Source organism: Streptomyces sp. NPDC053427 (assembly GCF_044544985.1).
In the GTDB taxonomy this organism is placed as follows: domain Bacteria; phylum Actinomycetota; class Actinomycetes; order Streptomycetales; family Streptomycetaceae; genus Streptomyces.
The window spans coordinates 360527-381937 of sequence record NZ_JBITYA010000010.1; the positions used below are offsets into that span (position 1 = coordinate 360527).

General features: G+C 72.2%; 27 protein-coding genes and 1 tRNA gene. 5 read left to right on the top strand and 23 right to left on the bottom strand.

Annotated features, from left to right (window positions below):
• Positions 1 to 92: 92 nt before the first annotated feature.
• Complete coding sequence (locus ACIGWZ_RS28065; RefSeq protein ID WP_400069334.1) at positions 93 to 1433, bottom strand: amidohydrolase family protein; 1341 nt, start codon at positions 1431 to 1433, stop codon at positions 93 to 95.
• Between the two features lie 95 nt (positions 1434 to 1528).
• Between ACIGWZ_RS28065 and ACIGWZ_RS28070 the strand changes: the two genes are divergently transcribed.
• Entirely contained in the window at positions 1529 to 2068 is a 540-nt protein-coding gene (locus tag ACIGWZ_RS28070; RefSeq protein WP_400069336.1) for a MarR family winged helix-turn-helix transcriptional regulator, read from the top strand.
• A gap of 77 nt (positions 2069 to 2145) precedes the next feature.
• Here ACIGWZ_RS28070 and ACIGWZ_RS28075 read toward each other — a convergent pair whose 3' ends face one another.
• From ACIGWZ_RS28075 to ACIGWZ_RS28105, 7 genes are all read right to left on the bottom strand, one after another.
• Entirely contained in the window at positions 2146 to 2619 is a 474-nt protein-coding gene (locus ACIGWZ_RS28075) for a VOC family protein (protein ID WP_400069338.1), read from the bottom strand.
• 116 nt (positions 2620 to 2735) lie between these two features.
• On the bottom strand, positions 2736 to 3722 hold the full coding sequence (locus tag ACIGWZ_RS28080; protein ID WP_400069340.1) for an Lrp/AsnC family transcriptional regulator: 987 nt from the start codon (positions 3720 to 3722) through the stop codon (positions 2736 to 2738).
• Between the two features lie 54 nt (positions 3723 to 3776).
• The gene (locus tag ACIGWZ_RS28085) at positions 3777 to 4601 is read right to left on the bottom strand and encodes a hypothetical protein (protein WP_400069342.1); all 825 of its coding nucleotides are present in this window, start codon (positions 4599 to 4601) and stop codon (positions 3777 to 3779) included.
• Positions 4602 to 4786: 185 nt separating this feature from the next.
• Entirely contained in the window at positions 4787 to 5644 is an 858-nt protein-coding gene (locus tag ACIGWZ_RS28090) for an RNA polymerase sigma factor SigF (RefSeq protein ID WP_400069344.1), read from the bottom strand.
• 189 nt (positions 5645 to 5833) lie between these two features.
• The gene (locus ACIGWZ_RS28095) at positions 5834 to 6643 is read right to left on the bottom strand and encodes an RNA polymerase sigma factor SigF (protein WP_362702785.1); all 810 of its coding nucleotides are present in this window, start codon (positions 6641 to 6643) and stop codon (positions 5834 to 5836) included.
• 201 nt (positions 6644 to 6844) lie between these two features.
• Entirely contained in the window at positions 6845 to 7138 is a 294-nt protein-coding gene (locus ACIGWZ_RS28100; protein ID WP_400069347.1) for a Dabb family protein, read from the bottom strand.
• Between the two features lie 61 nt (positions 7139 to 7199).
• Positions 7200 to 7364 (bottom strand): hypothetical protein, encoded by a 165-nt coding sequence (locus ACIGWZ_RS28105; protein ID WP_362702783.1) that lies wholly within the window; start codon positions 7362 to 7364, stop codon positions 7200 to 7202.
• 697 nt (positions 7365 to 8061) lie between these two features.
• Here ACIGWZ_RS28105 and ACIGWZ_RS28110 point away from each other — a divergent pair.
• Together ACIGWZ_RS28110 and ACIGWZ_RS28115 are read left to right on the top strand one after the other, a co-directional pair.
• A complete protein-coding gene (locus tag ACIGWZ_RS28110; RefSeq protein WP_400069349.1) occupies positions 8062 to 8841 on the top strand; it encodes a DUF2127 domain-containing protein in 780 nt (259 codons plus the stop codon).
• Between the two features lie 25 nt (positions 8842 to 8866).
• Complete coding sequence (locus ACIGWZ_RS28115; RefSeq protein ID WP_400069351.1) at positions 8867 to 9325, top strand: hypothetical protein; 459 nt, start codon at positions 8867 to 8869, stop codon at positions 9323 to 9325.
• 323 nt (positions 9326 to 9648) lie between these two features.
• Here ACIGWZ_RS28115 and ACIGWZ_RS28120 read toward each other — a convergent pair.
• From ACIGWZ_RS28120 to ACIGWZ_RS28135, 4 genes are all read right to left on the bottom strand, one after another.
• Positions 9649 to 9733 (bottom strand) — tRNA-Ser (locus tag ACIGWZ_RS28120).
• Between the two features lie 84 nt (positions 9734 to 9817).
• Positions 9818 to 10372 carry a nucleoside deaminase gene (locus tag ACIGWZ_RS28125; protein ID WP_400069353.1) on the bottom strand — a complete coding sequence of 185 codons (555 nt, stop codon included), beginning with the start codon at positions 10370 to 10372 and terminating at the stop codon, positions 9818 to 9820.
• A 57-nt stretch (positions 10373 to 10429) separates the two neighbouring features.
• The gene (locus ACIGWZ_RS28130; protein WP_400069355.1) at positions 10430 to 10972 is read right to left on the bottom strand and encodes a hypothetical protein; all 543 of its coding nucleotides are present in this window, start codon (positions 10970 to 10972) and stop codon (positions 10430 to 10432) included.
• A gap of 188 nt (positions 10973 to 11160) precedes the next feature.
• Complete coding sequence (locus ACIGWZ_RS28135) at positions 11161 to 11352, bottom strand: hypothetical protein (RefSeq protein ID WP_400069357.1); 192 nt, start codon at positions 11350 to 11352, stop codon at positions 11161 to 11163.
• Between the two features lie 268 nt (positions 11353 to 11620).
• On the opposite strand from ACIGWZ_RS28135, the gene upp reads away from it, so the two are divergent.
• Positions 11621 to 12256 (top strand): uracil phosphoribosyltransferase, encoded by a 636-nt coding sequence (upp, locus tag ACIGWZ_RS28140; protein WP_400069359.1) that lies wholly within the window; start codon positions 11621 to 11623, stop codon positions 12254 to 12256.
• An 84-nt stretch (positions 12257 to 12340) separates the two neighbouring features.
• Here upp and ACIGWZ_RS28145 read toward each other — a convergent pair whose 3' ends face one another.
• From ACIGWZ_RS28145 to ACIGWZ_RS28180, 8 genes are all read right to left on the bottom strand, one after another.
• Entirely contained in the window at positions 12341 to 12997 is a 657-nt protein-coding gene (locus ACIGWZ_RS28145; protein WP_400069362.1) for a LytR C-terminal domain-containing protein, read from the bottom strand.
• 111 nt (positions 12998 to 13108) lie between these two features.
• Positions 13109 to 13423 (bottom strand): type II toxin-antitoxin system VapB family antitoxin, encoded by a 315-nt coding sequence (locus ACIGWZ_RS28150; protein ID WP_400069364.1) that lies wholly within the window; start codon positions 13421 to 13423, stop codon positions 13109 to 13111.
• A 186-nt stretch (positions 13424 to 13609) separates the two neighbouring features.
• A complete protein-coding gene (locus tag ACIGWZ_RS28155) occupies positions 13610 to 14191 on the bottom strand; it encodes a DUF4232 domain-containing protein (protein WP_400069366.1) in 582 nt (193 codons plus the stop codon).
• A gap of 79 nt (positions 14192 to 14270) precedes the next feature.
• The gene (locus tag ACIGWZ_RS28160; protein WP_400069368.1) at positions 14271 to 14798 is read right to left on the bottom strand and encodes a hypothetical protein; all 528 of its coding nucleotides are present in this window, start codon (positions 14796 to 14798) and stop codon (positions 14271 to 14273) included.
• Positions 14795 to 15499, bottom strand: coding sequence for an RNA polymerase sigma factor (locus tag ACIGWZ_RS28165; RefSeq protein ID WP_400069370.1), 705 nt, complete (start codon positions 15497 to 15499; stop codon positions 14795 to 14797). Before ACIGWZ_RS28165 ends, ACIGWZ_RS28160 begins: the two co-directional genes overlap by 4 nt.
• An 8-nt stretch (positions 15500 to 15507) precedes the next feature.
• Entirely contained in the window at positions 15508 to 15987 is a 480-nt protein-coding gene (locus ACIGWZ_RS28170; protein ID WP_400069372.1) for an LAETG motif-containing sortase-dependent surface protein, read from the bottom strand.
• Between the two features lie 98 nt (positions 15988 to 16085).
• The gene (locus ACIGWZ_RS28175) at positions 16086 to 16322 is read right to left on the bottom strand and encodes a hypothetical protein (protein WP_400069374.1); all 237 of its coding nucleotides are present in this window, start codon (positions 16320 to 16322) and stop codon (positions 16086 to 16088) included.
• Between the two features lie 12 nt (positions 16323 to 16334).
• Entirely contained in the window at positions 16335 to 16658 is a 324-nt protein-coding gene (locus tag ACIGWZ_RS28180; RefSeq protein WP_400069376.1) for an ArsR/SmtB family transcription factor, read from the bottom strand.
• A 238-nt stretch (positions 16659 to 16896) separates the two neighbouring features.
• Between ACIGWZ_RS28180 and ACIGWZ_RS28185 the strand changes: the two genes are divergently transcribed.
• Positions 16897 to 19140 carry an MMPL family transporter gene (locus tag ACIGWZ_RS28185; protein ID WP_400069378.1) on the top strand — a complete coding sequence of 748 codons (2244 nt, stop codon included), beginning with the start codon at positions 16897 to 16899 and terminating at the stop codon, positions 19138 to 19140.
• Here the strand turns inward: ACIGWZ_RS28185 and ACIGWZ_RS28190 are convergent.
• From ACIGWZ_RS28190 to ACIGWZ_RS28200, 3 genes are all read right to left on the bottom strand, one after another.
• Entirely contained in the window at positions 19127 to 19741 is a 615-nt protein-coding gene (locus ACIGWZ_RS28190; RefSeq protein WP_400069380.1) for a TlpA family protein disulfide reductase, read from the bottom strand. The genes ACIGWZ_RS28185 and ACIGWZ_RS28190 overlap by 14 nt on opposite strands.
• A 75-nt stretch (positions 19742 to 19816) precedes the next feature.
• Complete coding sequence (locus ACIGWZ_RS28195) at positions 19817 to 20875, bottom strand: NAD(P)-dependent alcohol dehydrogenase (RefSeq protein WP_400069382.1); 1059 nt, start codon at positions 20873 to 20875, stop codon at positions 19817 to 19819.
• 182 nt (positions 20876 to 21057) lie between these two features.
• Positions 21058 to 21405 (bottom strand): hypothetical protein, encoded by a 348-nt coding sequence (locus ACIGWZ_RS28200; RefSeq protein ID WP_400069384.1) that lies wholly within the window; start codon positions 21403 to 21405, stop codon positions 21058 to 21060.
• Positions 21406 to 21411: the final 6 nt, after the last annotated feature.

The window sequence follows — 21411 nt, forward strand, 5'->3', positions numbered from 1 at the left end:
CCCGCTCGATCTTCCGCCCGCCCAGGACCTCCGGCCCGCTGTCGCCCGACAGCGGGCCGCGATCGTGGGGGCCGCGGGCGGCGCCCGCCCCCTCACGCCGCCTCCCTCGCCCGCTCCTCCTGCGTCAACCGCTCCGCGATCCGCCGTGCCTGAGTGAGGACGCCGCCCAGGCCCTGGTGCGTGAGCCGCCCGCCGCGCTTCACCGGCCGCCCCTCGACCAGGACCGTGTCGATGTTGCCCGGGTGCGCGGCCAGCACCACGGCGCCGACCGGATCATGGACGACGGGGGCGAGATTGAGGGCGTCGGCGCGCAGCAGCAGGAGGTCGGCGCGCTTGCCGATGCCCAGCGAGCCGACCTCGTGGTCGAGGCCGAGCGCCGCGGCGCCGCCCATGGTGGCCATCCGCAGCGCGTCGGCCACCGTGATCGCGGCATCGTCCGCGCCGCCCGCGTCGAAGTGACTGCTCATCAGCGCCGCCCGCATCTGCGAGAACATGTCGCACGGCGCCGAGGTGACCGCGTCCGCGCCGAGCCCGGTGGTGATGCCCGCCCGGCGCAGCCGTCCCGCCATCGGTGCGCCGAACCGCATCGAGGTCTCGATGGCCGGCGTGATCGCCATCGCACCCCCGGAGTCGGCGATCAGCCGCAGCTCGGAGTCGGCGAGCGAATTGCCGTGGACGTACAGGGTGTCGGCGCCGAGCAGCCCCGCCGCCTGCAGCGCGGCGATCGGACGCCGGGCCACCGGACCGGCGTGCACAGGGACGGCGATCCGCAGATCCAGCTCGCGCGCCAGCAGCCAGTCCTCGCGGGCCGTCGCGATCGGCGCGAACGACGGCCCCGAGGGCGCGAGCGCCATGGTGACCAGGCCGTCCCGGGAGGGGAAGTGCTCGGCGCGCGCCTGCCGCACCCGGTCGGCCCGCCGCGCGCCGTCGCCGAAGTCGGGACAGCCGAACACGGGATACCCGTAGCCGAAGACGGCCCGGATGCCCGCCGTACGCAGCGCCAGGACGGCGGCCGCGCTGTGCTCGGGCGTGTACTGGACGGGGGAGAAGTCCTGCACGGTGGTGACTCCCGCGTCCAGGCACTCCAGGGCGCCCAGCAGATTCCCGGTGTGGACGTCGGCGGGGGTGAAGCGGCGGGCGTGGCGGTCCAGGATCCGGCTGAGGTACCCGTCGAGGCTCTCGTCGACGGCGGCGGAGCGCAGGAGCGTCTGCCACAGGTGCCGGTGGGTGTCGACGAAGCCCGGCAGCACGATCATCTCCCGGGCATCGATCACCTGCGTGGCGTCCCTGGCCGCCAGTGCGCGCCCGACGGCGGCGATCCGCCCGCCCTCCACCAGCACATCGGTGCGCGGACGGACGGACGGCTGCGGATCGGTGTCGACGACCAGCCCGCCGCGCAGCAGCAGGCGCGGCGAGCAGTGGTGAACCCCCATGGCAAGTCTCCCTCTACACCGATCAATTCGGAAGAAAGCTTTTTGAAAAGCTATCACCGGAGGGGCGGGCGCGCGCCGCGAACTATCCTTCCGGGGTGACCGCTGGACCCGACCCCGTCGACGCGCTGATGAGCGCCTGGCGCACCGAGCTGCCCGAGGTGCTGCGCCCCGCCACGGAACTCGGCAAGCGCATCGCCCATTTCGCGACCGCCCTCGACCAGGCCACCCGCCGCGTGCTGCCCGAACTCGGCCTGACCGTCGCCGAGTTCGACATCCTGGTCGCCCTCCGCCGGGCCGGCGCCCCGTACCGCATGAAGCCCAACGAACTGGCCCGCTCCCTGCTCCTGTCCTCCGGCGGCACCAGCAACGTCGTCAACCACCTCGCCGACCGAGGCCTCGTCCGCCGCGAGCCCTCGCCGGACGACGGCCGCAGCACCATGATCACGCTGACGGCGGAGGGGGTGGCCCTGGCCGAACGCGCCGTCCGGGCCAACGCGGACGCCCACGAGGCGGTCTTCGCGGACGCCTCCCCGGAGGCCGTCGAGGCGGCCACCCAGGCGCTGCGCGAGGTGGGCGGGCGGCGCGGCTCCGCCCCACGGCCGACGCGCGCGGGGCGGAACCGCAGCCGGTCGTAGGCCGCCCGGCACCGCCGAAGGGCCGGCCGACGGCCTTCGGGCCCGGACGCGAGGGGTCCGGGCCCCTGGGCGTCCCGCTACTCCTGATCGGCCGCCGCCTGGAGCGCCGCGATATCGATCTTCTTCATGCCGAACATGGCCCGCATGGCACGGGCGACGCGGCCCCGGTCCGGGTCGTTGATCATCTCGCCCATCGCGGCGGGGGCGACCTGCCAGGACACGCCGTACTTGTCCTTCAGCCAGCCGCACGGGCCCTCCTCGCCGCCTTCGGAGAGCTTCTTCCAGTAGTAGTCGATCTCCTCCTGGTCGGCACAGGGGATCAGGAACGAGATCGCCTCGTCGAAGGTGAACTCGGGGCCGCCGTTGATCGCGGTGAACTCGTTGCCGTCGAGGACGAAGTCGACGGTCAGGACGGTGCCGGCCGGGCGCGGTCCGGCCTCGGTGTAGTAGGAGACGTTCTTGATCTTCGAGTTCGGGAACACCGAGACGTAGAACTCGGCGGCCTCCTGGCTCTGGGTGTCGAACCAGAGGTTGGGCGTGATGCGGGGCATGGGTCCTCCTGGGGTCGAGTCGGCCGGGTCGGCGGTTGCCTGTAGCAGTACTGACCGGCGCGGCGGGCGGAACTCATCGGCCATCGGGAGGAAATCTCCGCGGGCTGCGCAGGCGCTCAGCGGTCCGGCGGAAGCAGGGCGCCGGCCCGTTTCACGGTGCGGATCACCGGGGCCGTCTCGAGGGCGCGGACGGCGTCCAGGGAGCCGATCCGCTCGGTCAGATACCGCGAAAGGTCCAGGGAGTCACGGCAGTTCACCGCCGCGAGGAGGTTGGTCGGGCCGGTCGTCAGCGCGACCAGGGAGGCCTCGGGGTGCTCGGCCAGCGCGGCGGCCACGGCGGTGAGCCGGGACGGCCGTACGGACATCCACAGGCGCGCCTCGGTGCGGAAGCCGAGTGCGGCGGGCGGGATGTCGACGAGGAAGGTGAGGACTCCGGCCCGGCGCAGCGCGGCCAGGCGTCGGCGCACGGTCGATTCGGACCGGCCGGTGGCCGCGGCGAGCTCGGCGTGGCTCGCCCGGCCGTCCTGCGACAGGAGCGCGAAGAGGGGGCGGTCGGCCGGGCCGAGCGCGACGTCGGTGGCTTCGTCGGTGGCGTCGGGAGGCGGGGGCGCGAGCAGTGCGATCTGATCGGCGGTCAGTTGCGCGGGCCCGGCCCAGTTGTTGGGCAGCGCATGGTGCGCGAGCAGGAGGTGGGCGGAGACGGCGGTGATGCGGGCGGTACGGGGCAGCTTGTGCAGCAGCAGGGCCTCGCTCTCGTCGGCGGTGGGCGTCTGCGCGCTGCAGGAGATCTCCGTACCGCCGGAGAGCAGATGGACGTACGAGGTGTCGGCGCGGGCGGCGAGCGCCTTGGCGAGGGGCACCGCCGCATCCGGCGTGCACTGCAGCCGGATGGTCCAGGCGTGGTGGCCGAGCCGGGCGCCGTTGAGGGAGCCGACGACGCGCAGGACGCCGGCGGTCCGCAGCCGCCGGTAGCGCCGGGCGACGGTGTTCTCGGAGACGCCGAGCGCCTCGCCGATCCGGCGGTGCGGGGTCCGGCCGTCGATCTGCAGGGCATGCACCAGGCCGCGGTCGATGGCGTCCAGGGTGACGGTGTCCGTCTTCATGCCGTGGAGTGTGGCAGTGCAGGGACCGTCGGGCCGTGCCGGGCGGCGGCGCCGTCACTTCCAGTGGAACGTGACGTCCTTGGTGTCGATATGCATCCCCAGCGGCACCCGCCAGGCGTCCACGCACACCCGCCAGGTGCCGGTCCTCTTCCGGTCCGGGGCGAGCGGCAGGGGGAGCTTGTGGGTGGAGTCGAGGGTGGCCCAGTCGATGCCGAGGGAGCCGATGACGTGCGTGCCGAAGGTGACGGTGCCGTCGGTGACCGCGTGCTTGCCGGTGTTGAGGAAGTCGAGGCTGACCTTTTCGCACCAGCGGACGTCGGTGTCGGCGAGGTCGGGCCTGCCGATCAGGAGGCCGGCGGGGGCGCCGGGGCCGGCGGGGATGGTGGGGGAGGGGGCGGGGGTGGTGCTGCCGCCTCCGGTGCCGCCTCCCGTGCCCGTGCCGCCCGACGTGCCGGTGCCGCCCGAGGCGCCCGTGCCGCCTGCACTGCCGCCTCCGGGGGAGCCGGCGGGCGGGGAAGAGCCCGGGGATGCAGGGGAGTTGGCGGAGGGGGTGTCGCCGCCCACGGGCCCGGTGGGGTCTGCGGGGGCGGTGCCGCCGGTGCCCGTCCCGGAAGGGGAGGCCGGCGAGGGGTGGCCGCGGGAAGCATCCGGAGCGGTTCCGCCGTGACCGGTCTGCCGGCCGTTCCGGCCGCCGTCCATGGGGGTCAACTCGACGCCGTCGTCGGGCGGTACGGCCTTCGTCGGGGCCCGGCCGTCGGCGGGGCCTGCCGCGCCCACCGCGACATAGCTTTTGTGGGCCGCGCTTCCGCAGCCGGTGAGCAGGACGCCCAGGCACACCATGGCCGCCGAGGCGGAGGCAACTGTCGTCGTCCGTCGCATCGTGGCGACACCTCCCAGCGGTAGCTGGGGGACAGTGTTACTGACGAAGCGTCAGGAGTACAGGGGCGGGAATCCGTCACCTCGGTGGGTGCGGACCCGTGTGTGCGTACCTGCGAGTACGGACCTGCGGTGCCGGTCCCCTTGCAGCTGTCCGCCGAGCGGCGCACCCCTCGGCGGACCGGACCTCAGTCGGCGATGAGCCCGTCGCGCAGCTGCGCCAGGGTGCGGGTGAGAAGCCGGGAGACGTGCATCTGGGAGATGCCGACCTCCTCGCCGATCTGGGACTGCGTCATGTTGGCGAAGAAGCGCAACATGATGATCTGGCGCTCCCGGGGCGGGAGTTTGGCCAGCAGGGGCTTGAGGGATTCGCGGTACTCCACGCCCTCCAGCGCGGTGTCTTCGTAGCCGAGGCGGTCCGCGAGGGAGCCCTCGCCGCCGTCGTCCTCGGGGGACGGGGAGTCGAGGGAGGAGGCGGTGTAGGCGTTGCCGACCGCCAGGCCGTCGACGACGTCTTCCTCGGACACGCCCAGGCACAGGGCGAGTTCGGGGACCGTCGGGGAGCGGTCCAGCTTCTGGGCGAGCTCGTCGCTGGCCTTGGTGAGGGCGAGCCGGAGCTCCTGGAGCCGGCGCGGGACCCGTACCGACCACGACGTGTCGCGGAAGAAACGCTTGATCTCGCCGACGACGGTGGGCATCGCGAACGTGGGGAATTCCACGCCGCGTTCGCAATCGAAACGGTCGATGGCCTTGATCAGACCGATGGTGCCGACCTGGACGATGTCCTCCATCGGCTCGTTACGGCTGCGGAAGCGCGCCGCGGCGTAACGGACGAGCGGGAGGTTCAGCTCGATGAGGGTGTCGCGGACGTAGGTGCGCTCCGCGCAGTCCTTGTCGAGCGTGGCGAGCCGCAGGAACAGGGAGCGGGAGAGCGTGCGGGTGTTGATGGCGTCGTCGTGCACCTGGTCGGGCACCTGGTCGTGCAGGTGCGGCGCGGGCGCGGGAATCGCGGGAAGCACCTTCGAGCTGCCCAGTTCTACGGACATGCCACCCCCTTGAGGTGTCGCTGCGGTGTCCTCGGGCCGGGCGGACCGAGGAGTTATGCCTCCACCTGAATACCGGAGGCAGCGCCACGGCAAACGCGGTTTCTGCAGAATGTCACATGTCGGCAACACGCTGTAGCGCCATGTCGACATATCTGCGCAGGCCGTGCGGGGCTGCGTCGCCCGTCCCGGTTAGGCGTCGATCCTGTTTGCGGATCGCAGTCGGGCGAAGCTCCGCGACAGTAGCCGCGAGACATGCATCTGCGACACCCCCAGCTCCGCGCTGATCTGTGATTGCGTCAGATTGCTGTAGTAACGGAGGAGAAGGATGCGCTGCTCGCGCTCGGGGAGCTGGACGAGCAGATGCCGTACGAGGTCGCGGTGCTCCACGCCCGCCAGCTCGGGATCCTCGTACCCGAGGCGGTCCAGGAGGCCGGGCAGGCCGTCGCCTTCCTGGGCGGCCTCCAAGGAGGTCGCGTGGTACGAGCGGCCGGCCTCCAGGCAGGCCAGCACCTCGTCCTCGCCGATCTTGAGGCGCTCGGCGATCTCGGCGGTGGTCGGGGAGCGGCCGTGCAGCACGGTCAGGTCCTCGGTGGCGCCGTTGACCTGCACCCACAGCTCGTGGAGGCGGCGCGGAACATGCACGGTCCGGACATTGTCCCGAAAGTAGCGTTTGATTTCGCCGACAACGGTCGGCATCGCAAAGGTCGGGAACTGGACGCCCCGGTCCGGGTCGAACCGGTCGATCGCATTGATCAGCCCGATGGTGCCGACCTGGACGACGTCCTCCATGGGTTCGTTGCGGCTGCGAAAGCGCGCCGCGGCGTATCTGACCAGCGGAAGGTTGGCCTCGATGAGGGCGGCGCGGACCCGGGTGTGCTCGGGGGTGCCGGGTTCGAGGCCCGTCAGTTCCGCGAACAGCACCTGCGTGAGCGCCCGCGTGTCCGCGCTACGGCTCTCGCGGGATGGAGCCTTGGGCGCAGTACGGGCCGTCACGGTCACGCCACCCTTCACAGTGCATGTATCCGGCAAAAGCGGTCATAGCATCACAAGACATGTGCACTGTGTGCAAGCACCCCATAACGCCGTGTTGGGGGGAGAGTTGGCTGGCAGAGGGGTGGGGGATTTCCCGTACGGGGGCGGGGTACGGCGAAGCCCCCCACCCGTAAGGGGCGAGGGGCTCGGAGCGCGGGGTGCCGGGGCTCAGAACTCGTAGTCGGCGATCACCCAGGTGGCGAATTCACGCCACTGACCGGCCGCCGCTTGGTGGTCCGGGTGCTCGAGGTAGCGCTTGAGGGCGTCGGTGTCGGCCACGGCGGAGTTGACCGCGAAGTCGTAGGCGATCGGGCGGTCGGTGATGTTCCAGGCGCACTCCCAGAACGTCAGCTCCGGGATCCGGCCCTCCAGGGCGGCGAGCGCACGGGCGGCGGCCTGCACCCGCTCCTCGTCGCGGGAGACACCTTCGTTGAGCTTGAACAGGACCAGGTGGCGGATCACTGGGACCTCCGTGCGGCGAACGTGCACGCCCGGTCGGGCGACCGGCCGGCGCCCCAGCCGACTACTTGATCAGCTGGGTCATGAACTCGCCGACGCCCTGAGCAGCGGACGAGATGCCCTCGAAGCCTATCTGGACGAGGTCGGCGGCCCGCCCTGGGGACGTGATGATCGTGTAGAGCACGAAGACGATGACCAAATACAACGCGATCTTTTTTGCCTGCGCCATCGGTCCGTCTCCCCTGTCCCCTACCGCAGTCCCTGGTTTTCCCCTGCTTTTCCGCTGCGCTCCCGGCCCGGATGCAGTCGGGTGAGTGTAACCACAGGTGTTCGAGGGCGGCAGCTGTGAAGGATCGATCGATGGGTGGCCGCCCCGCTCTCGTAGCGGCGCTGATCTGGCCTTTAAGGACCAAAGGCCCGCCAAGAGAGGCCCTTTGCCGGGTGGGGGAGAGGGGCCGCGGAGGCACGATGGCGGTGTGTCCGGCGGATCTGGCAGGAATCCGCGGGGCCGGACGGGATCCCACTGCGGGGTCCGCGCCGCGCACTCCCCCTGACTGCGGCGTGGGCTTTGGGATCCGGTCCTCCTCGGGGGAGCGGCCGTCGTCCGACGCCGTTCCCCCGGCCGACCAGGAGCCCCGGCTCCCGGGCCGACTGAGCGGCGGCCCGGCGCCGGGGCTCTGCCGTTCGGCCCGGCCCGCCGCCCCGGCCCCGCGGATGCCCGCGGCTTCCCCGCCCTCCTTCCGTGCCCCTGCACCCCCGCGCCCTCCCCGTTGCAACCGGCCGTAGGGTGACCCGCGTCCCTCACCCCGTACGACCCGGATGCCCTGCGCGGCATGCATCATGTACGCGACAGACCGGAGCGTGGCAGCGCGCCGCGGTGCGGCGCGCACCGCGCGGGAGGACGAAAGGAACACAGGGCACCGACGATGAAGATCGACTGGGACCGGCGTACCTGCGCGCGCCGCGGGCACATCACCTACGTCCCGCAGGAGGACGACCTGCGGGAGAAGCTGCGCGCGGCCACCGCGCTCGGCGAGGCCTGGCGCTGTCTGCGCTGCGGCGACTTCGCGCTCGGCGAGCCGCACGGCTCCGGCCCGGCCGCCGACGCCCCTCTGGTCCCGCGCGGCAAGGTCCTGCGGGATCTGTTCATCCTGCGCTTCCTCGCCGTCGAGCGGGCGATCCGCGGCGTGTTCATCGTGCTGGCCGCGGTCGGGGTGTGGCAGTTCAGCAACCGCAAGGACGCGGTCCGCCGGTTCTTCGACGAAAACCTCGATGTGATCCGCCCGGTGGCCCGGCACTTCCACTACGACCTGGACCACTCACCGGTCGTCGGCACCATCCAGAAGACCTTCGGCTATCGGCACTCCACGCTGATGCTGGTGGCCGCGCTGCTGCTCGCGTACGCCCTGGTGGAGATCATCGAGGGCGTCGGCCTGTGGCGCGCCAAGAGGTGGGCGGAGTATCTGACGGTCGTGGCGACGGCGGCCTTCCTGCCGCTGGAGATCTACGAGCTGACCGAGAAGGTCAGCTGGCTCAAGATCGCCACGCTGGTTGTCAACATTCTTGCGGTGCTCTACATCGCGGTCACCAAGCGGCTGTTCGGCCTACGCGGCGGCCGCAAGGCCTTCGACGAGGAGCGCCGGAGCGCCTCCCTCATGGAGGTCGAAACCTCGGCGGGGGTTCCCGCCCCTGCCCATAATGGCTGACGCCACGACCCGAGGGGGATCAACCATGTCCACACGCACGCCCACTACGGCCGCCGCGCATCCGGCGACCCGCATCCGCAGCAGGCGCCGGCCGGCCGTCGTCCTGGCGCTCCTGTTCGGCCTGCTGGCCGTGGGCGCCGGGCCGGCCGTGGCCGCCGGGAGCGCCGCCGCGCCCCGCGCCGCGGTCAGCGCCGCCGACGCCTCCTCCGCGCGCGTCGCTGCCGCCCCCGCGTCCCCGCTGGCCTTCGGGCGCCACGGCCACAGCTCGTTCTCGCACCACTCGACCCACTCCTCGCACGTCGTGTCGAAGGAGAAGAAGTCGTCGAAGTGGAAGAAGAAGGTCAAGAAGAAGTCGAAGAGCTTCTTCAAGAAGCTCGGCATCCTCGCGATCGTGCTGTTCGTGATCTTCCTGGTCATCGCGGTCGTGGTGATCTGGCTGATCGTCCACTTCATCCGCCGCGCGCTGGGCCGCCGTAACGACTGACCGCGTCCGGCCACGGACTCCCGCGGCGGCACCCCGGTCCGGGGCGCCGCCGCGCGGTGTTTCCGGCCGTCCGGCGTGCCGCCTCACTACGCCGCCGTGCGCCACAGCGGCGCGGCGGCGCCGGCCCGGCGTGCAGCTGCCCGTCGGATCCCTGAGCGGGCCCAGTACGGCCCGCGCGCCGTCGTTCGGCGCCCTCGATCCCGTCGCCGGGTCCGAAATCCTCGTCGGCCCCACGGATCTGACGGGCCGAAATCTCGCCGGAGGGCGCCGGCACAAGAGAACCGCCCCCGATCTGTTTGCACAGGTCGGGGGCGGTTCGAAAGCGGTAGCGGAGGGATTTGAACCCTCGGTGACTTGCGCCACACTCGCTTTCGAGGCGAGCTCCTTCGGCCGCTCGGACACGCTACCGAGAGAGAGCTTAGCCCAAGGGTGGCCGTGAGCCGAAATCGGATTACGGGCGGGGGCCGTTCGGGGGCCCGGGCCGCCCGGAGGTCAGCGGTCGCGGAAGAAGGCGGTGAGGAGGGCGGCGCAGTCGGCTTCGAGGACGCCGGTGATGACCTCGGGCCGGTGGTTGAGGCGGCGGTCGCGGACGACGTCCCAGAGCGAGCCGACGGCCCCGGCCTTGGCGTCGCGGGCGCCGTACACGACGCGGTCGACGCGCGAGAGGACGATCGCGCCCGCGCACATGGTGCAGGGCTCCAGGGTGACGAGCAGGGTGCAGCCGGTCAGCCGCCACTCTCCCGCCCGCCTCCCGCCACCGTCCCGGCCGGAACCGCCGCGCAAGGCTTCCTCTTGCAGCGCCCGCGCGGCGGCCCGCAGGGCCAGGACCTCCGCGTGCGCGGTCGGGTCGCCGGTGGCCTCGCGTTCGTTGTGGCCGGTGCCGAGGACGGTGCCGTCGGCGGACAGCACAACGGCGCCCACCGGGACGTCTCCCGTCCCGGGGGCGCGGGCGGCCTCGGCCAGCGCCCGGCGCATCGGGGCGATCCAGGGATCGCGTAGCGGGTCGGGCACGGGGGAGGCATCAGGGATGGATGGCGGGACGGTCATGTCCCCCAGTGTCGGGGACGCGACCTGGGGCGGGCCCGGCGCCGGGCCCGGCCGGGATCAGCGCACCGCTTCCAGGACTTCCGTGCAGCCCAGGGAGTCGGCGATGGTGGCGAGCGCGTCGCCGTCCAGGGCGAGCAGCTCCTTCTCGCCGACACCCAGGTCGGTCAGGAGCGCGGTGTCGCCGAGAGGGCCGACGGTGGCGTGGTTCTCGGAGCCGTTCACCGCCTCGATCGTGTCGTCGTCAGGGTCGTTGTCGGTTTCCGGTTCGCCGTCCTCCGTGCCGTCCAGGTTGAGGCTGTCGAGGTCGTCCGCGTCGTCGTCGTCGCGGCCCAGCAGCTCGTCGATCAGCATCGCTCCGTACGAGCTTCTGGAAGCGGCGGCGGCGTTGGAGAGGAAGACCCGCGGGTCGTCCTCGCCGTCCACCCGGATGACGCCGAACCAGGCGTCCTCCTGCTCGATGAAGGCCACCACCGTGTCGTCGTCGAGCGCCGCCTCTCGGGCCAGATCGGCCAGATCGGACAGGGTCTCCACTTCGTCGAGCTCCATATCGCTCGCTTCCCACCCGTCTTCGGTGCGCGCGAGCAGTGCGGCGAAATACACCGTGACTCTCCCACCTGTCATAACGTCCGGGCCGGGCGGGGACGACGCTGCCGCGTCGCGGGTCCCGCCCCTTCGGAATCGTGGCAGAAACATGGCGCTCGCGCGGGGTCTTCGGCGCTGCGTCGTGCGGAGGTTGTGAGAGATGTCGCTCACGTGCCGCAGCGCAAACGGGTGCGCGAGGCGCGGGACTAGCCGCGGAATGTGCGCATCCGCATGGCCTGGCGCATCCGGGCGGCCCGTGCGCGGCGCGGCTGGACGCGGTCCCGCAGCTCCATGGCTGCCTGCCGCTCGCGCAGGAAATGCGCGCGGCGCCTACGGCGCGCCACCTCGCTCTCGACGTCGCGGGCGACGCCGTCGGCTGCCGGCCGACCGTCGGACACGTGCCCACCTCCTCAGGTCTCACCGGACGGAGCAACGGAACAATCGCCCCTATGTGCCCACTTTCCTCCCTTTCGGCGGATTCGCGCCAACGCGTCGCCGGACCGGGGACGGGCACCGGTCACCGGGCACCGGGTGGGCCGTCCGGGATTCGCCTGTGTCCCCGGGGTATGGGCCCGCAGAACCGTACCTTTCGCGTCATCCCGGTAGCCTTGAGCGCTGGGTCGCTCCTGCGGCCGTTGTTGCAGATCAGACCCCCTGGAGGAAAGTGTGCGCTTGCACGTCGTCGACCACCCGCTGGTGGCGCACAAACTCACCACCCTGCGCGACAAGCGCACCGACTCCCCGACCTTCCGGCGGCTCGCCGACGAGCTGGTCACCCTGCTCGCCTATGAGGCCACCCGTGATGTGCGCACCGATCAGGTCGACATCGAGACCCCGGTGACGGCGACCACCGGTGTACGGCTGTCGCACCCGCGCCCCCTGGTCGTACCGATCCTGCGGGCCGGTCTGGGCATGCTGGACGGCATGGTCCGGCTGCTGCCCACCGCGGAGGTCGGCTTCATGGGCATGGTCCGCAACGAGGAGACGTACGAGGCGCACACGTACGCGACGCGGATGCCCGACGACCTCTCGGGCCGTCAGGTCTATGTCGTCGACCCGATGCTGGCCACCGGCGGCACGCTGGTCGCGGCGATCCGCGAGCTGATCAAGCGCGGTGCGGACGATGTCACCGCGATCTGCCTGCTGGCCGCGCCGGAAGGCGTTGCGGTCATGGAGAAGGAACTGGCCGGCGCGCCCGTGACGGTGGTCACCGCGGCGGTCGACGAGCGGCTCAACGACGACCGCTACATCGTGCCGGGTCTGGGCGACGCGGGCGACCGGATGTACGGGACGGCCGGCTGACCGTCCGTCCCCGCTCATCAGCCACTCGGGCCCCTCGCCGATCACCGGCGAGGGGCCCGAGTGGTGCGAGGGGCGTGAGGGGTGTCAGCACTTGGCGGCGGGGCGGGGCGGCGCCGATGCCCGTGCCAGCTGGGCGACGGCCTTCTCGGCGTCCTTCTCCTTGGCCAGGTCCTTGAAGGCGGTGCCGATGATCAGGTCGATATCGGCGCCCTTGCGGTTGTCGGTCTTCTGCGCGGCGCCGGTGAGCTGGGTGGCGAGCACCTTCAGCGGGCCGTCCGCCGCGGCCTTCGGGCCCAGCACTATCCCGGAGCCCTTGACCTGCTTGTCGTAGGAGGCCGGGGCGTTGCCCACTTTGCCGATCTTGAAGCCGCGCTTCTCGAGCTCGTCGGCGGTGCGCTTGGCCAGCCCGGAGCGCGGGGTGGCGTTGAAGACATTGACGGTCAGCGCGCCCGGCTCGGGCAGCGGCTTGCGGGTGGCGGCCCTGGCGCGCGCCCGCGCCGCCGCATCCCCGTGGGGTGTGCATTTCTTCTTGCCCGGGGCGGCCTGGGCCGTACTGCCCTCGCCCCCGAAGACGTCGATGAGCTGAAGGGAACCCCAGCCGGCCAGGCCGAGGGCACAGGCGGCGGCCACAAGGGTGAGGACGATCCGGCGACGGTGTCGGGGACGGCGCATCCGCGGGTACCTGTCGCCCGTGATGCGGTACTTCTTACCGCCCATGCCCGGGGGCGTCAGCATGCTCATGCCCGCAGCGTAGTGCGGGCCGGGAGCCATGCCTACTAGATGATCAGCCGGTGGTGTACGAGGCAACCCGAACGGGTCAATTCGGGTGGGTGTGCGGTGGCGCGGACGGCGTCATTCCGCTGCGGTACTGCCATCCAGTTCGAGCACCCGGGCGTGCAGCACCTGGCGCTGCTGAAGGGCGGCGCGCACCGCGCGGTGCAGCCCGTCCTCCAGGTAGAGATCGCCCTCCCACTTCACGACGTGCGCGAAGAGGTCGCCGTAGAACGTCGAGTCCTCGGCGAGCAGCGTCTCCAGGTCGAGCTGCTGCTTGGTGGTCACCAACTGGTCGAGGCGTACCGGGCGCGGGGCGACGTCCGCCCACTGGCGGGTGCTCTCCCGGCCGTGGTCGGGGTACGGCCGCCCATTTCCGATGCGCTTGAAGATCACACGGAAAGCCTACCGGGCGAGCGGTGGCAGGCGCAGCCATGCCACAGGAGCGTAAAGGCGATCAATAGCCGCAAAACAGGAGTGATCATGAGCGACGGCCCTGCACGGGGCCGTTCTTCGGGTAACCGGAAATCGACCCGAAGGGGGTACGGCGGGCCGTGTCGTGCGGGCGGGTGTTCGCGCCGCTCACCACTTGAGGGCGGCCTCGCGGCGGCTCTGCCAGTAGGTGACCTTGGCGGTGCGCGGGTTCACCCGGACCGGCGGGCCGCCGTCCAGGCCGACCTGGCAGGGGGCGGTGCGGGGGGCGAGCGCGACGCCGAACTGGGAGATCCGCTCGCCCCGGCGGGGTGCGCCGTCGGCCGCGGCGGAGGTGGTGACGCCGGCGTACGCGGTCCCGTCCGGGGCGAGGGTGATGACGGTGCCCGGGTCGCTGGCGCCGATCGCCGGGGTGACGGCTCGTTGCCGGGCGCCGAGGCGCAGCAGCGGATACGGCTGGGCGGCGAAGTCGCAGGGCTTGTCGGAGTAATTGGTGACGGTCAGCAGCATGCGGTGCGCCGGGTGCCGGATTCCGCGCGCGTGGAACCGGAGCATTTCGGGTGTACAGGCGATACGGGTACCCGGGGCCGGCGGCCGGGACGCGGCGGAGGGCCGCGCCGGGGCGCCGGGCCGGCTGCCGCCGTCGTGGTCGCAGGAGGTGAGGGACAGGCCGGCGGCGGCCATCAGCGTGACGGCGGTGAGGCGGCGCCCGGCGGTGGCGGCATACGGCATGGGGCTCCCCCGGGCGGGCGCAGCTGGCTGATGAGGACACGATCCTCGGCGGGGGCGTTGGTGATCGGCTAACGCGTTGCTAACGCGGGAGCCCGGTGGGGCTGGGGCTGCCCGAGGGGGTGCGGGGTGGGGAGGGAGAGGCCGAGGACGAGGCCGGGGCCGAGCGGTCGGGGCCGGGGGAGGGGACGCCGGTCGAAGGGGGAGAGTGCGGGCGGGTGGGTGTGGGAGAGGGGCGCCGGGTGGGTGTGGTGGAGGGGGACCGGGTGGGGGTGGCGGAGGGCCGCTGGGTGGGGGGCGGGGTCGGGGTCGGTGTGGGGGGGACGGGGGTCGGCGGGGCCGCGGGGGCCGGATCGGGCGCGGGCCGTACGGGCGGGTCCTGGGGGGCGAGGGCCAGATACCCGAGTGCCACGGCGGCGGCCGCGGCCAACGGCAGCCCGAAGCGCCGCAGCCAGGGCCGGGCGAGCGCCGGGCGGCCGCGGCGCAGATGCGGGCCCGGAGGCTCGGCGGGTCGCAGGTCCCGTACGGCGACGGTGGCGGCGCGCGCGGCGAACGCGCGCCGCAGCCGGTCCTCGACGGGACGCCCGGGTTCGCTGCCGGGTCCGTTCATGAGCGCGCCTCCAAGATCTTTTCCAGGGAGTCCAGGGCCCGGCTGGCGAGGGACTTCACCGCGCCGCGGCTGATGCCGAGGGTCTCCGCGATCTGGGCCTCGGTGAGATCGCCCCAGTAGCGCAGGACGAGGACCTCGCGGCGGCGCGCGGTCAGCCCGCCGAGCGCGGCGAACACCTCGCGGTGCTCCTCGTCCAGCACGATGCGCTCCTCGGCGGACGGTGCGTCCGTCTCGTACGGGGGTGTGTAGTCGCGGGCCGTACGGCGGCGGCGCAGCACCGAGCGGGCCGCGTTGACGACGGCGGTGCGCAGGTAGGCGAGGGCGTTGTCGACCTCGTCGAGCCGTTCGCCGTGGCGCTTGTAGAGCGCGGTGAACGCGTCCTGGACGACGTCCTCGGCGGTGGCCCGGTCGTCGACGAGCAGGACGGCCAGCCGGACCATGGTCAGCCGGTGCGCGTGGTAGAGCTCGCTGATCGTCGGGTGGTGGGGGCCGTGCTCGGGGCCCGCCCGGCCGGGGTCGGCGTACCGGAGATCCCCGGAGGACCGGGGTTCCGCGTCCGCCGGGTGGGGGCATCCGGGGCGTGGTGTCGCGCGGCGGGCGGGCGCCGTGCGGGCGGTGCGCAGCAGCCACCGCCACAGGGCGTGCCGCGGCCCCGGTACGGCGCACCGTACCGGGGCGATATGCGGGGCGGCGTACTCCATCAGGAGCGTCAGGCGCGCCGGCGGTGGACCGCGTAGAGCGCGCCGCCACCCGCGGCGATCAGGGCCGCGGCGCCGCCGCCGAGCGCGTAGGTGGTGGCGGGGGAGGCGCCGGTGTGGGCGAGCTCCTTGCCCTTGGGGGCCGGTGCGGGGCTGGGCTTGGAGTCGCCGGGCTTCGGGGCCTGGCTGGGCGCGGGGCCGGGGTGGGAGGGCGTCGCGGTCGGCTTGGGGTGTGCCTGGGTGGGCCGGGAGGTGGGCCGGACGGTGGGGGAGGCGGTGGCGCTGCCGTCCGGGGCGGGGGACGGGCTGGCGGACGGGGCGGCCGTCGGCGGGGCCGTGGGGCGGGGCGACGGGGTGGCGGCTTGCGCGGTGCCGGCCGTGGCCAGGGAGGTGAGGACGAGCGCGGCCAGCAGCCCGGCGCCGGCGGCGCCCCGGAGGCGGGTGCGGGCGGCGCCGGGCCGGTGGCTGCGGGCGGTGCGGGTGGACTTCATGGTCGGCTCCACGTTCTTCGACGGGGCGGCGCCTGATGGCGCCCTCACCCCTCACGACGTCCGGCCGAGGGGGAGGTTGCCGACCCGTACGAAAATTCTCAGCCCACGCTCTGCAGCAGCTTCTCCACGGCCTTGATCCGGTCGTTCAGCTCCGTCAGCCGCTCGTTCGTCGCCTGCTGGTTGGCGGCGATCTGCTCGGCGAGCTTGCGGTACTCCGCCAGCGCCGCGGCGTCGGCGCGATGCCGCTGGAGCTTGAAGTACGAGGTCACGATCGCCACCACCGAAGCAAAGGCGATCATGATGATGGCTATCGGGATGATGGTGCTGCCGTCCATGTATGCGTCCCCCTATGGTCGTTCAACCGACGTCGCCGCCCCGGTCGCATCCTCCTGGAGGGCGGCGAGGACGGTGGCCACGTTCAGCTTCAGCTCGAACGGGGCCAGTTCGAAGTACTTGAGTGCCTTGCCGTCGTCGGACAGTTCCAGCCGGCCCGCGACCAGGCCTGCCTTCTCCAGCCGGTCCAGGTGCATATAGAGCAGCGGCCGGGACATCTCCAGCCGGCGGGCCAGTTCGCTGACGTACAGCCGGCCCTCGGCCAGCTCGCCGATCACCCGCAGCCGCTGCGCATGTCCCACGGCGGACAGCAGGGCCAGCAGCTCCTCGCTGTTCATGGCCCACCTTCTTGCCGTTCCGGACGCCTGTCAGCGGAGGTTTTCGCATGCCCGGACGGGCTGTCAAGCGAGTCCGCCGGGCTCGCCCACTCCGATCTTACGGTTGACGTCTCTCGCAGACACCTGTAATTCTCGACTTACATGCGTCAGTGTCGGCGTCATCGCCTGTTCGCATGAGTTCTTGCGCCCGGTGGGGGGCGCGGCATCACGTCGAAATCACGTCGAAGGAGCTGGGCACATGAGGGGGAGGGATGCGGCCGTGGCACAACGGTCGATCGCCGTACGGATGGCGGGCTGGAGCGCCCGCCATCCCTGGCGCGGGCTGGCCGTATGGCTGGCGTTCGTGGTGCTGTCTCTGGGGGTGGGCAGCATGCTGGGCACACACAGCGCCACTGCGGACGACCACCGCACCGGCGAGGCGGGCCGCGCCGAGACCATGGCGGCCCAGGGGCATCTGGACCTCGAGCCGGTCGAACAGGTGCTGATTTCCGCCCGGTCGGGCCCGCTCGACCGCGCCGCCGCCGATGCGGCCGTCCGGGACATCACCGCCCGGATGCACAAGCTGCCCGAGGTCAAGCGGGTCGCGCCCGCGGTCCGCAGCGCCGACGGCGGCACGCTGCGGGTCGAGGTGACCCTGCACGGCACCGAAGCGGACGCCGATGACCATGTCGCGCCGCTCGCCGCCCAGACCGAGGCGGCGCAGCGCAGCTACCCCGGACTGCGGGTGGAGGAGACCGGCAGCCCGTCCATCAGCAGGGGCGTGGACACCCAGCGCGGCGACGACCTGGCACTCTCCGAAGCGATCACCCTGCCGATCACGCTGCTCACGCTGCTGGCCGTCTTCGGATCGGTCGTGATGGTGGCGGTGCCGGTGCTGCTCGCGCTGACCTCCATCGCCGCCGCCGTCGGCCTGTCCATGATTGCCTCGCATGTCGTGCCGGACGTCGGCGTGGGCATGAACATCATCATCCTGATCGGCATGGCCGTGGGCGTCGACTACACGCTCTTCTACCTCAAGCGCGAACGCGAGGAGCGGGCCCGCTCGGGCGGCCGGCTCGGCCCCGAGGCGCTGGTGGAACTGGCCGCCGCCACCTCCGGCCGGGCGGTCGTCGTCTCCGGCTTCGCCGTGATCGTCTCCACGGCCACCCTCTTTCTGGCCACCGACGTCATCTTCTCGTCCCTGGCCACCTGCACCATCGTCGTCGTCCTGGCCGCCGTGCTCAGCTCGCTGACCGCGCTGCCCGCCCTGCTGGTCACGCTCGGACGGCGCGCCGAACGCCGGGCCGCCCGCCGCGAGGCCAAGGGCCGCCGTTCGCGCCCGCCGAAGGGGGACGCCGAGGCCGGCCGCATCTGGACCGCGCTGCTCCGGCCCGCGAGCAAGCACCCGTTGATCACGCTGTGCGTATCGGTCCTGCTCATGCTGGGGCTGGCGGCGCCCGCCCTGGGGATGCAGCTGCGGGTCCTCAACAAGGACAGCCACTCCCGCGAGATCCCCGCCCTCCAGGCGTACGACCGGCTCGTGGCGGCCTACCCCGAACTGCGCATCCAGCACCAGGTCGTCGTGCAGGCCGCGCCCGGCGATGCGGGTCAAGTGGCGGGCGCGCTCAAGGAGGTGGAGCGGAAGACCGAACGCGATCCGCTGTACGCCAAGGGCGTGAAGCCGACCGTACGGGTCTCGGCGGACCGCCGGACCCACGCCCTGTACCTGGCCGTGCCGCACAAGCTCAGCTCACCCGAGGCGCTCGCCTCGCTCGACCACCTCCGCAAGGACTATCTGCCGTCCACCGTCGGCAAGATCGACGGAGCCCGATTCGCCGTCACCGGCGATGTCCCGCACGACACCGACTACCTCGCCCACCAGGACGAGAAGCTCCCCCTGGTCGTGGGGATGCTCCTCCTCCTGACCTTCGTCCTCACCGCCCTGGCCTTCCGCTCGCTGGTCCTCGGGCTGATCGGCGTGGTGCTCAACCTGCTGTCCGCGGCGGCCGCGTTCGGCCTGGTCGTGGTCTTCTTCCAGTACGGGCTGGCCAGCACGCTGTTCGGCGTCGACCCGGCGGCGACCAACGCCATCGGCTCCCGGGTGCCGCTCTTCCTCTTCGTCATCCTCTTCGGGCTGTCGATGGACTACCAGGTCTTCGTCGTCAGCCGCATCCGCGAGGCCGCGCTCGCCGGCGTACCGACCCGGCAGGCCGTCCTCCAGGGCACCGTGACCTCCGCCAAGGTCGTGACCAGCGCGGCCGTGGTGATGGTGACGGTGTTCGCCAGCTTCACGCTGCTCCACCTCGCCGAGATGAAGCAGATCGGGTTCAGCCTCGCGGTCGCCGTCCTCCTGGACGCCTTCGTCATCCGGGTCATGATCCTGCCGGCGGCGCTGACGCTGCTGGGCGGGGCGACCTGGTGGCCGTCGCGGGGCATGCGGCGGGCACAGGAGCGGGCGGCGCCGGCCGGGAACTCCCCGGTGAGCGTGCTCACTTCTCTCTGAGCACGGGTTCGATCATCGCGCGCAGGGCGTCCTCGTCGACCGGTCCGAGCATCCGGGCGGCGAGGCGCCCCTTCCGGTCGAGAACGAGCGTTGTGGGGATGAGCTGCGGGTTGAGACTGCCCTGGGGAAAGCGCAGCAGAAGCTTGCCGGTCGGGTCGGACAGGCTCGGATACGGCACGTGGTGCCGCTCCTCGAAGTCGACGGCCTGCGACCTGTCCGGGTCCCTGGTATCGATGCCGATGAACCGCACGCCCGCGCCGCCGGTGCTCCTGGCCACCTTCGCGAAGCCGGGCGCCTCCGCGCCGCACGGGCCGCAGGTCGAGCTCCAGACATTGAGGACCACGACCTTGCCCTTGTAGTCGGCGAAGTCCAGGGGCTTGCCGCGGGTGGTGGTACCGGAGAGGTCCGGGGCCGCCTTGCGGTCGGCCACGGGGACGGCGGCCGAGGCGTTCTCGCTCCGCGCGCCGCCGGAGTCATCGGAGGAGCCGCCGCCCGAGCTCCCCGGGCCGCAGGCGCTCAGGACCGCTGCGCCGGTGGCCGCCGCTGCCGCGAGCAGGGCGGTACGACGACGGCCGGTACGGCGGGCAGGGGCGGCGCTCATCTCGGCAGTCTCGCACGGTGAGTTGACGCCTCGGTGGCCCGGCCCCGCGGGGCCGGGCCACCGAGGCCCCGGGCATCAGATCGTGGAGGTGTCGATCACGAAGCGGTAGCGCACATCGCTCGCCAGCACCCGCTCGTACGCCTCGTTGATCCGGTCCGCGCCGATCACCTCGATGTCCGCGGCCAGACCGTGCGCACCGCAGAAGTCGAGCATCTCCTGGGTCTCCGGGATGCCGCCGATCATCGACCCGGAGAACGACTTCCGCCCCGGGATCAGCGCGAACGGCGCGATCGTCAGCGGCTTCTCGGGTGCGCCCACCTGGACCAGGGTGCCGTCGGTGCGCAGCAGACCGAGGTAGGCGTTGATGTCCAGATCGGCCGAGACGGTGTTGAGGATCAGGTCGAAGGTGCCCGCCAGCGCCTCGAAGGTGGCCGGGTCGGACGTCGCGTAGTAGTGCGCGGCGCCGAACCGCAGCCCGTCGTCCTTCTTGCGCAGCGACTGACTCAGGACGGTGACCTCCGCGCCCATCGCGGCCGCGATCTTCACGCCCATGTGGCCGAGGCCGCCGAGGCCGACGACCGCGACCTTCTTGCCGGGGCCGGCCTTCCAGTGGGCGAGCGGGGAGTAGAGGGTGATGCCGGCGCACAGCAGCGGTGCGGCGGCGTCCAGCGGGATGGTGTCGGGGATGCGCAGCGCGTAGTTCTCGTCGACGACCAGGTGGGTGGAGTAGCCGCCGTAGGTGGGCTGTCCGTCCCGGCCGACGGCGTTGTACGTGCCGATGTTGCCGGACTCGCCGGTGCAGTACTGCTCCAGGCCGGCCGCGCAGTTCTCGCACTCCCGGCAGGAGTCGACGAAGCAGCCGACGCCGACCCGGTCGCCCGGCCGGTAGCGGGTGACGGCGGAGCCGGTCTCGGCGACGACGCCGGCGATCTCATGGCCGGGGACGATCGGGAAGTTTCCGCCGTCGCCCCATTCGGCGCGGACGGTGTGGATGTCGGAGTGGCAGATGCCGGCGTACTTGATGTCGATCAGGATGTCGTGGGCACCCAGCTCGCGGCGCGGGATGGTGGTCCGCTCCAGCGGAGCCTTCGGGGCGGGTGCGGCGTACGCGGCGACAGAGGTGTGGGTGGTCATGATGTCGAGAATGGGCCGTCCCGCAACCGTTAACCAGTGCCCCGTTGTGCGTAGGTCTGCCGTGCCTGGTTCTGGCGGAACCCCCCATTCCGTCGGTCCGCGGGGCGGGGCGGACGGGCGCCCGTCCGCCCCGCCCCGGCACCGCATGGCCGCAAGACCTCAAGGCCTCGGAACCCCGTGGCTCAGGAGAAGACCACCGACCGGACCTTCAGCCGCTCCGAGCCGTGGCCGGTGTGGGGGCGGAGGCTGAAGTGGTTGCCCGTGCAGTCGGGGTTCGTGAAGACCACGGCGGTCGAGTCGGTGCCGTTCCGCGGCGAATGCGCGGGCGGTACCTCGGGGTCGGCGACCTCAGGGAGCGTGAGGCACTCGCGGCTCGGCGGGTCGATCAGCACGAGGGGCATCGGGGTGTCGTCGACGACGTAGGTGAAGTAGCCCGTGGCGGCGTTCGCCGAGGCCGGCAGGGTCAGGACGAGGGCGAGGGCGCTGACGGCGGTGGCGGCTGCGGTGGCGGCGGTCCGGCGGAGACGCATGAAGAT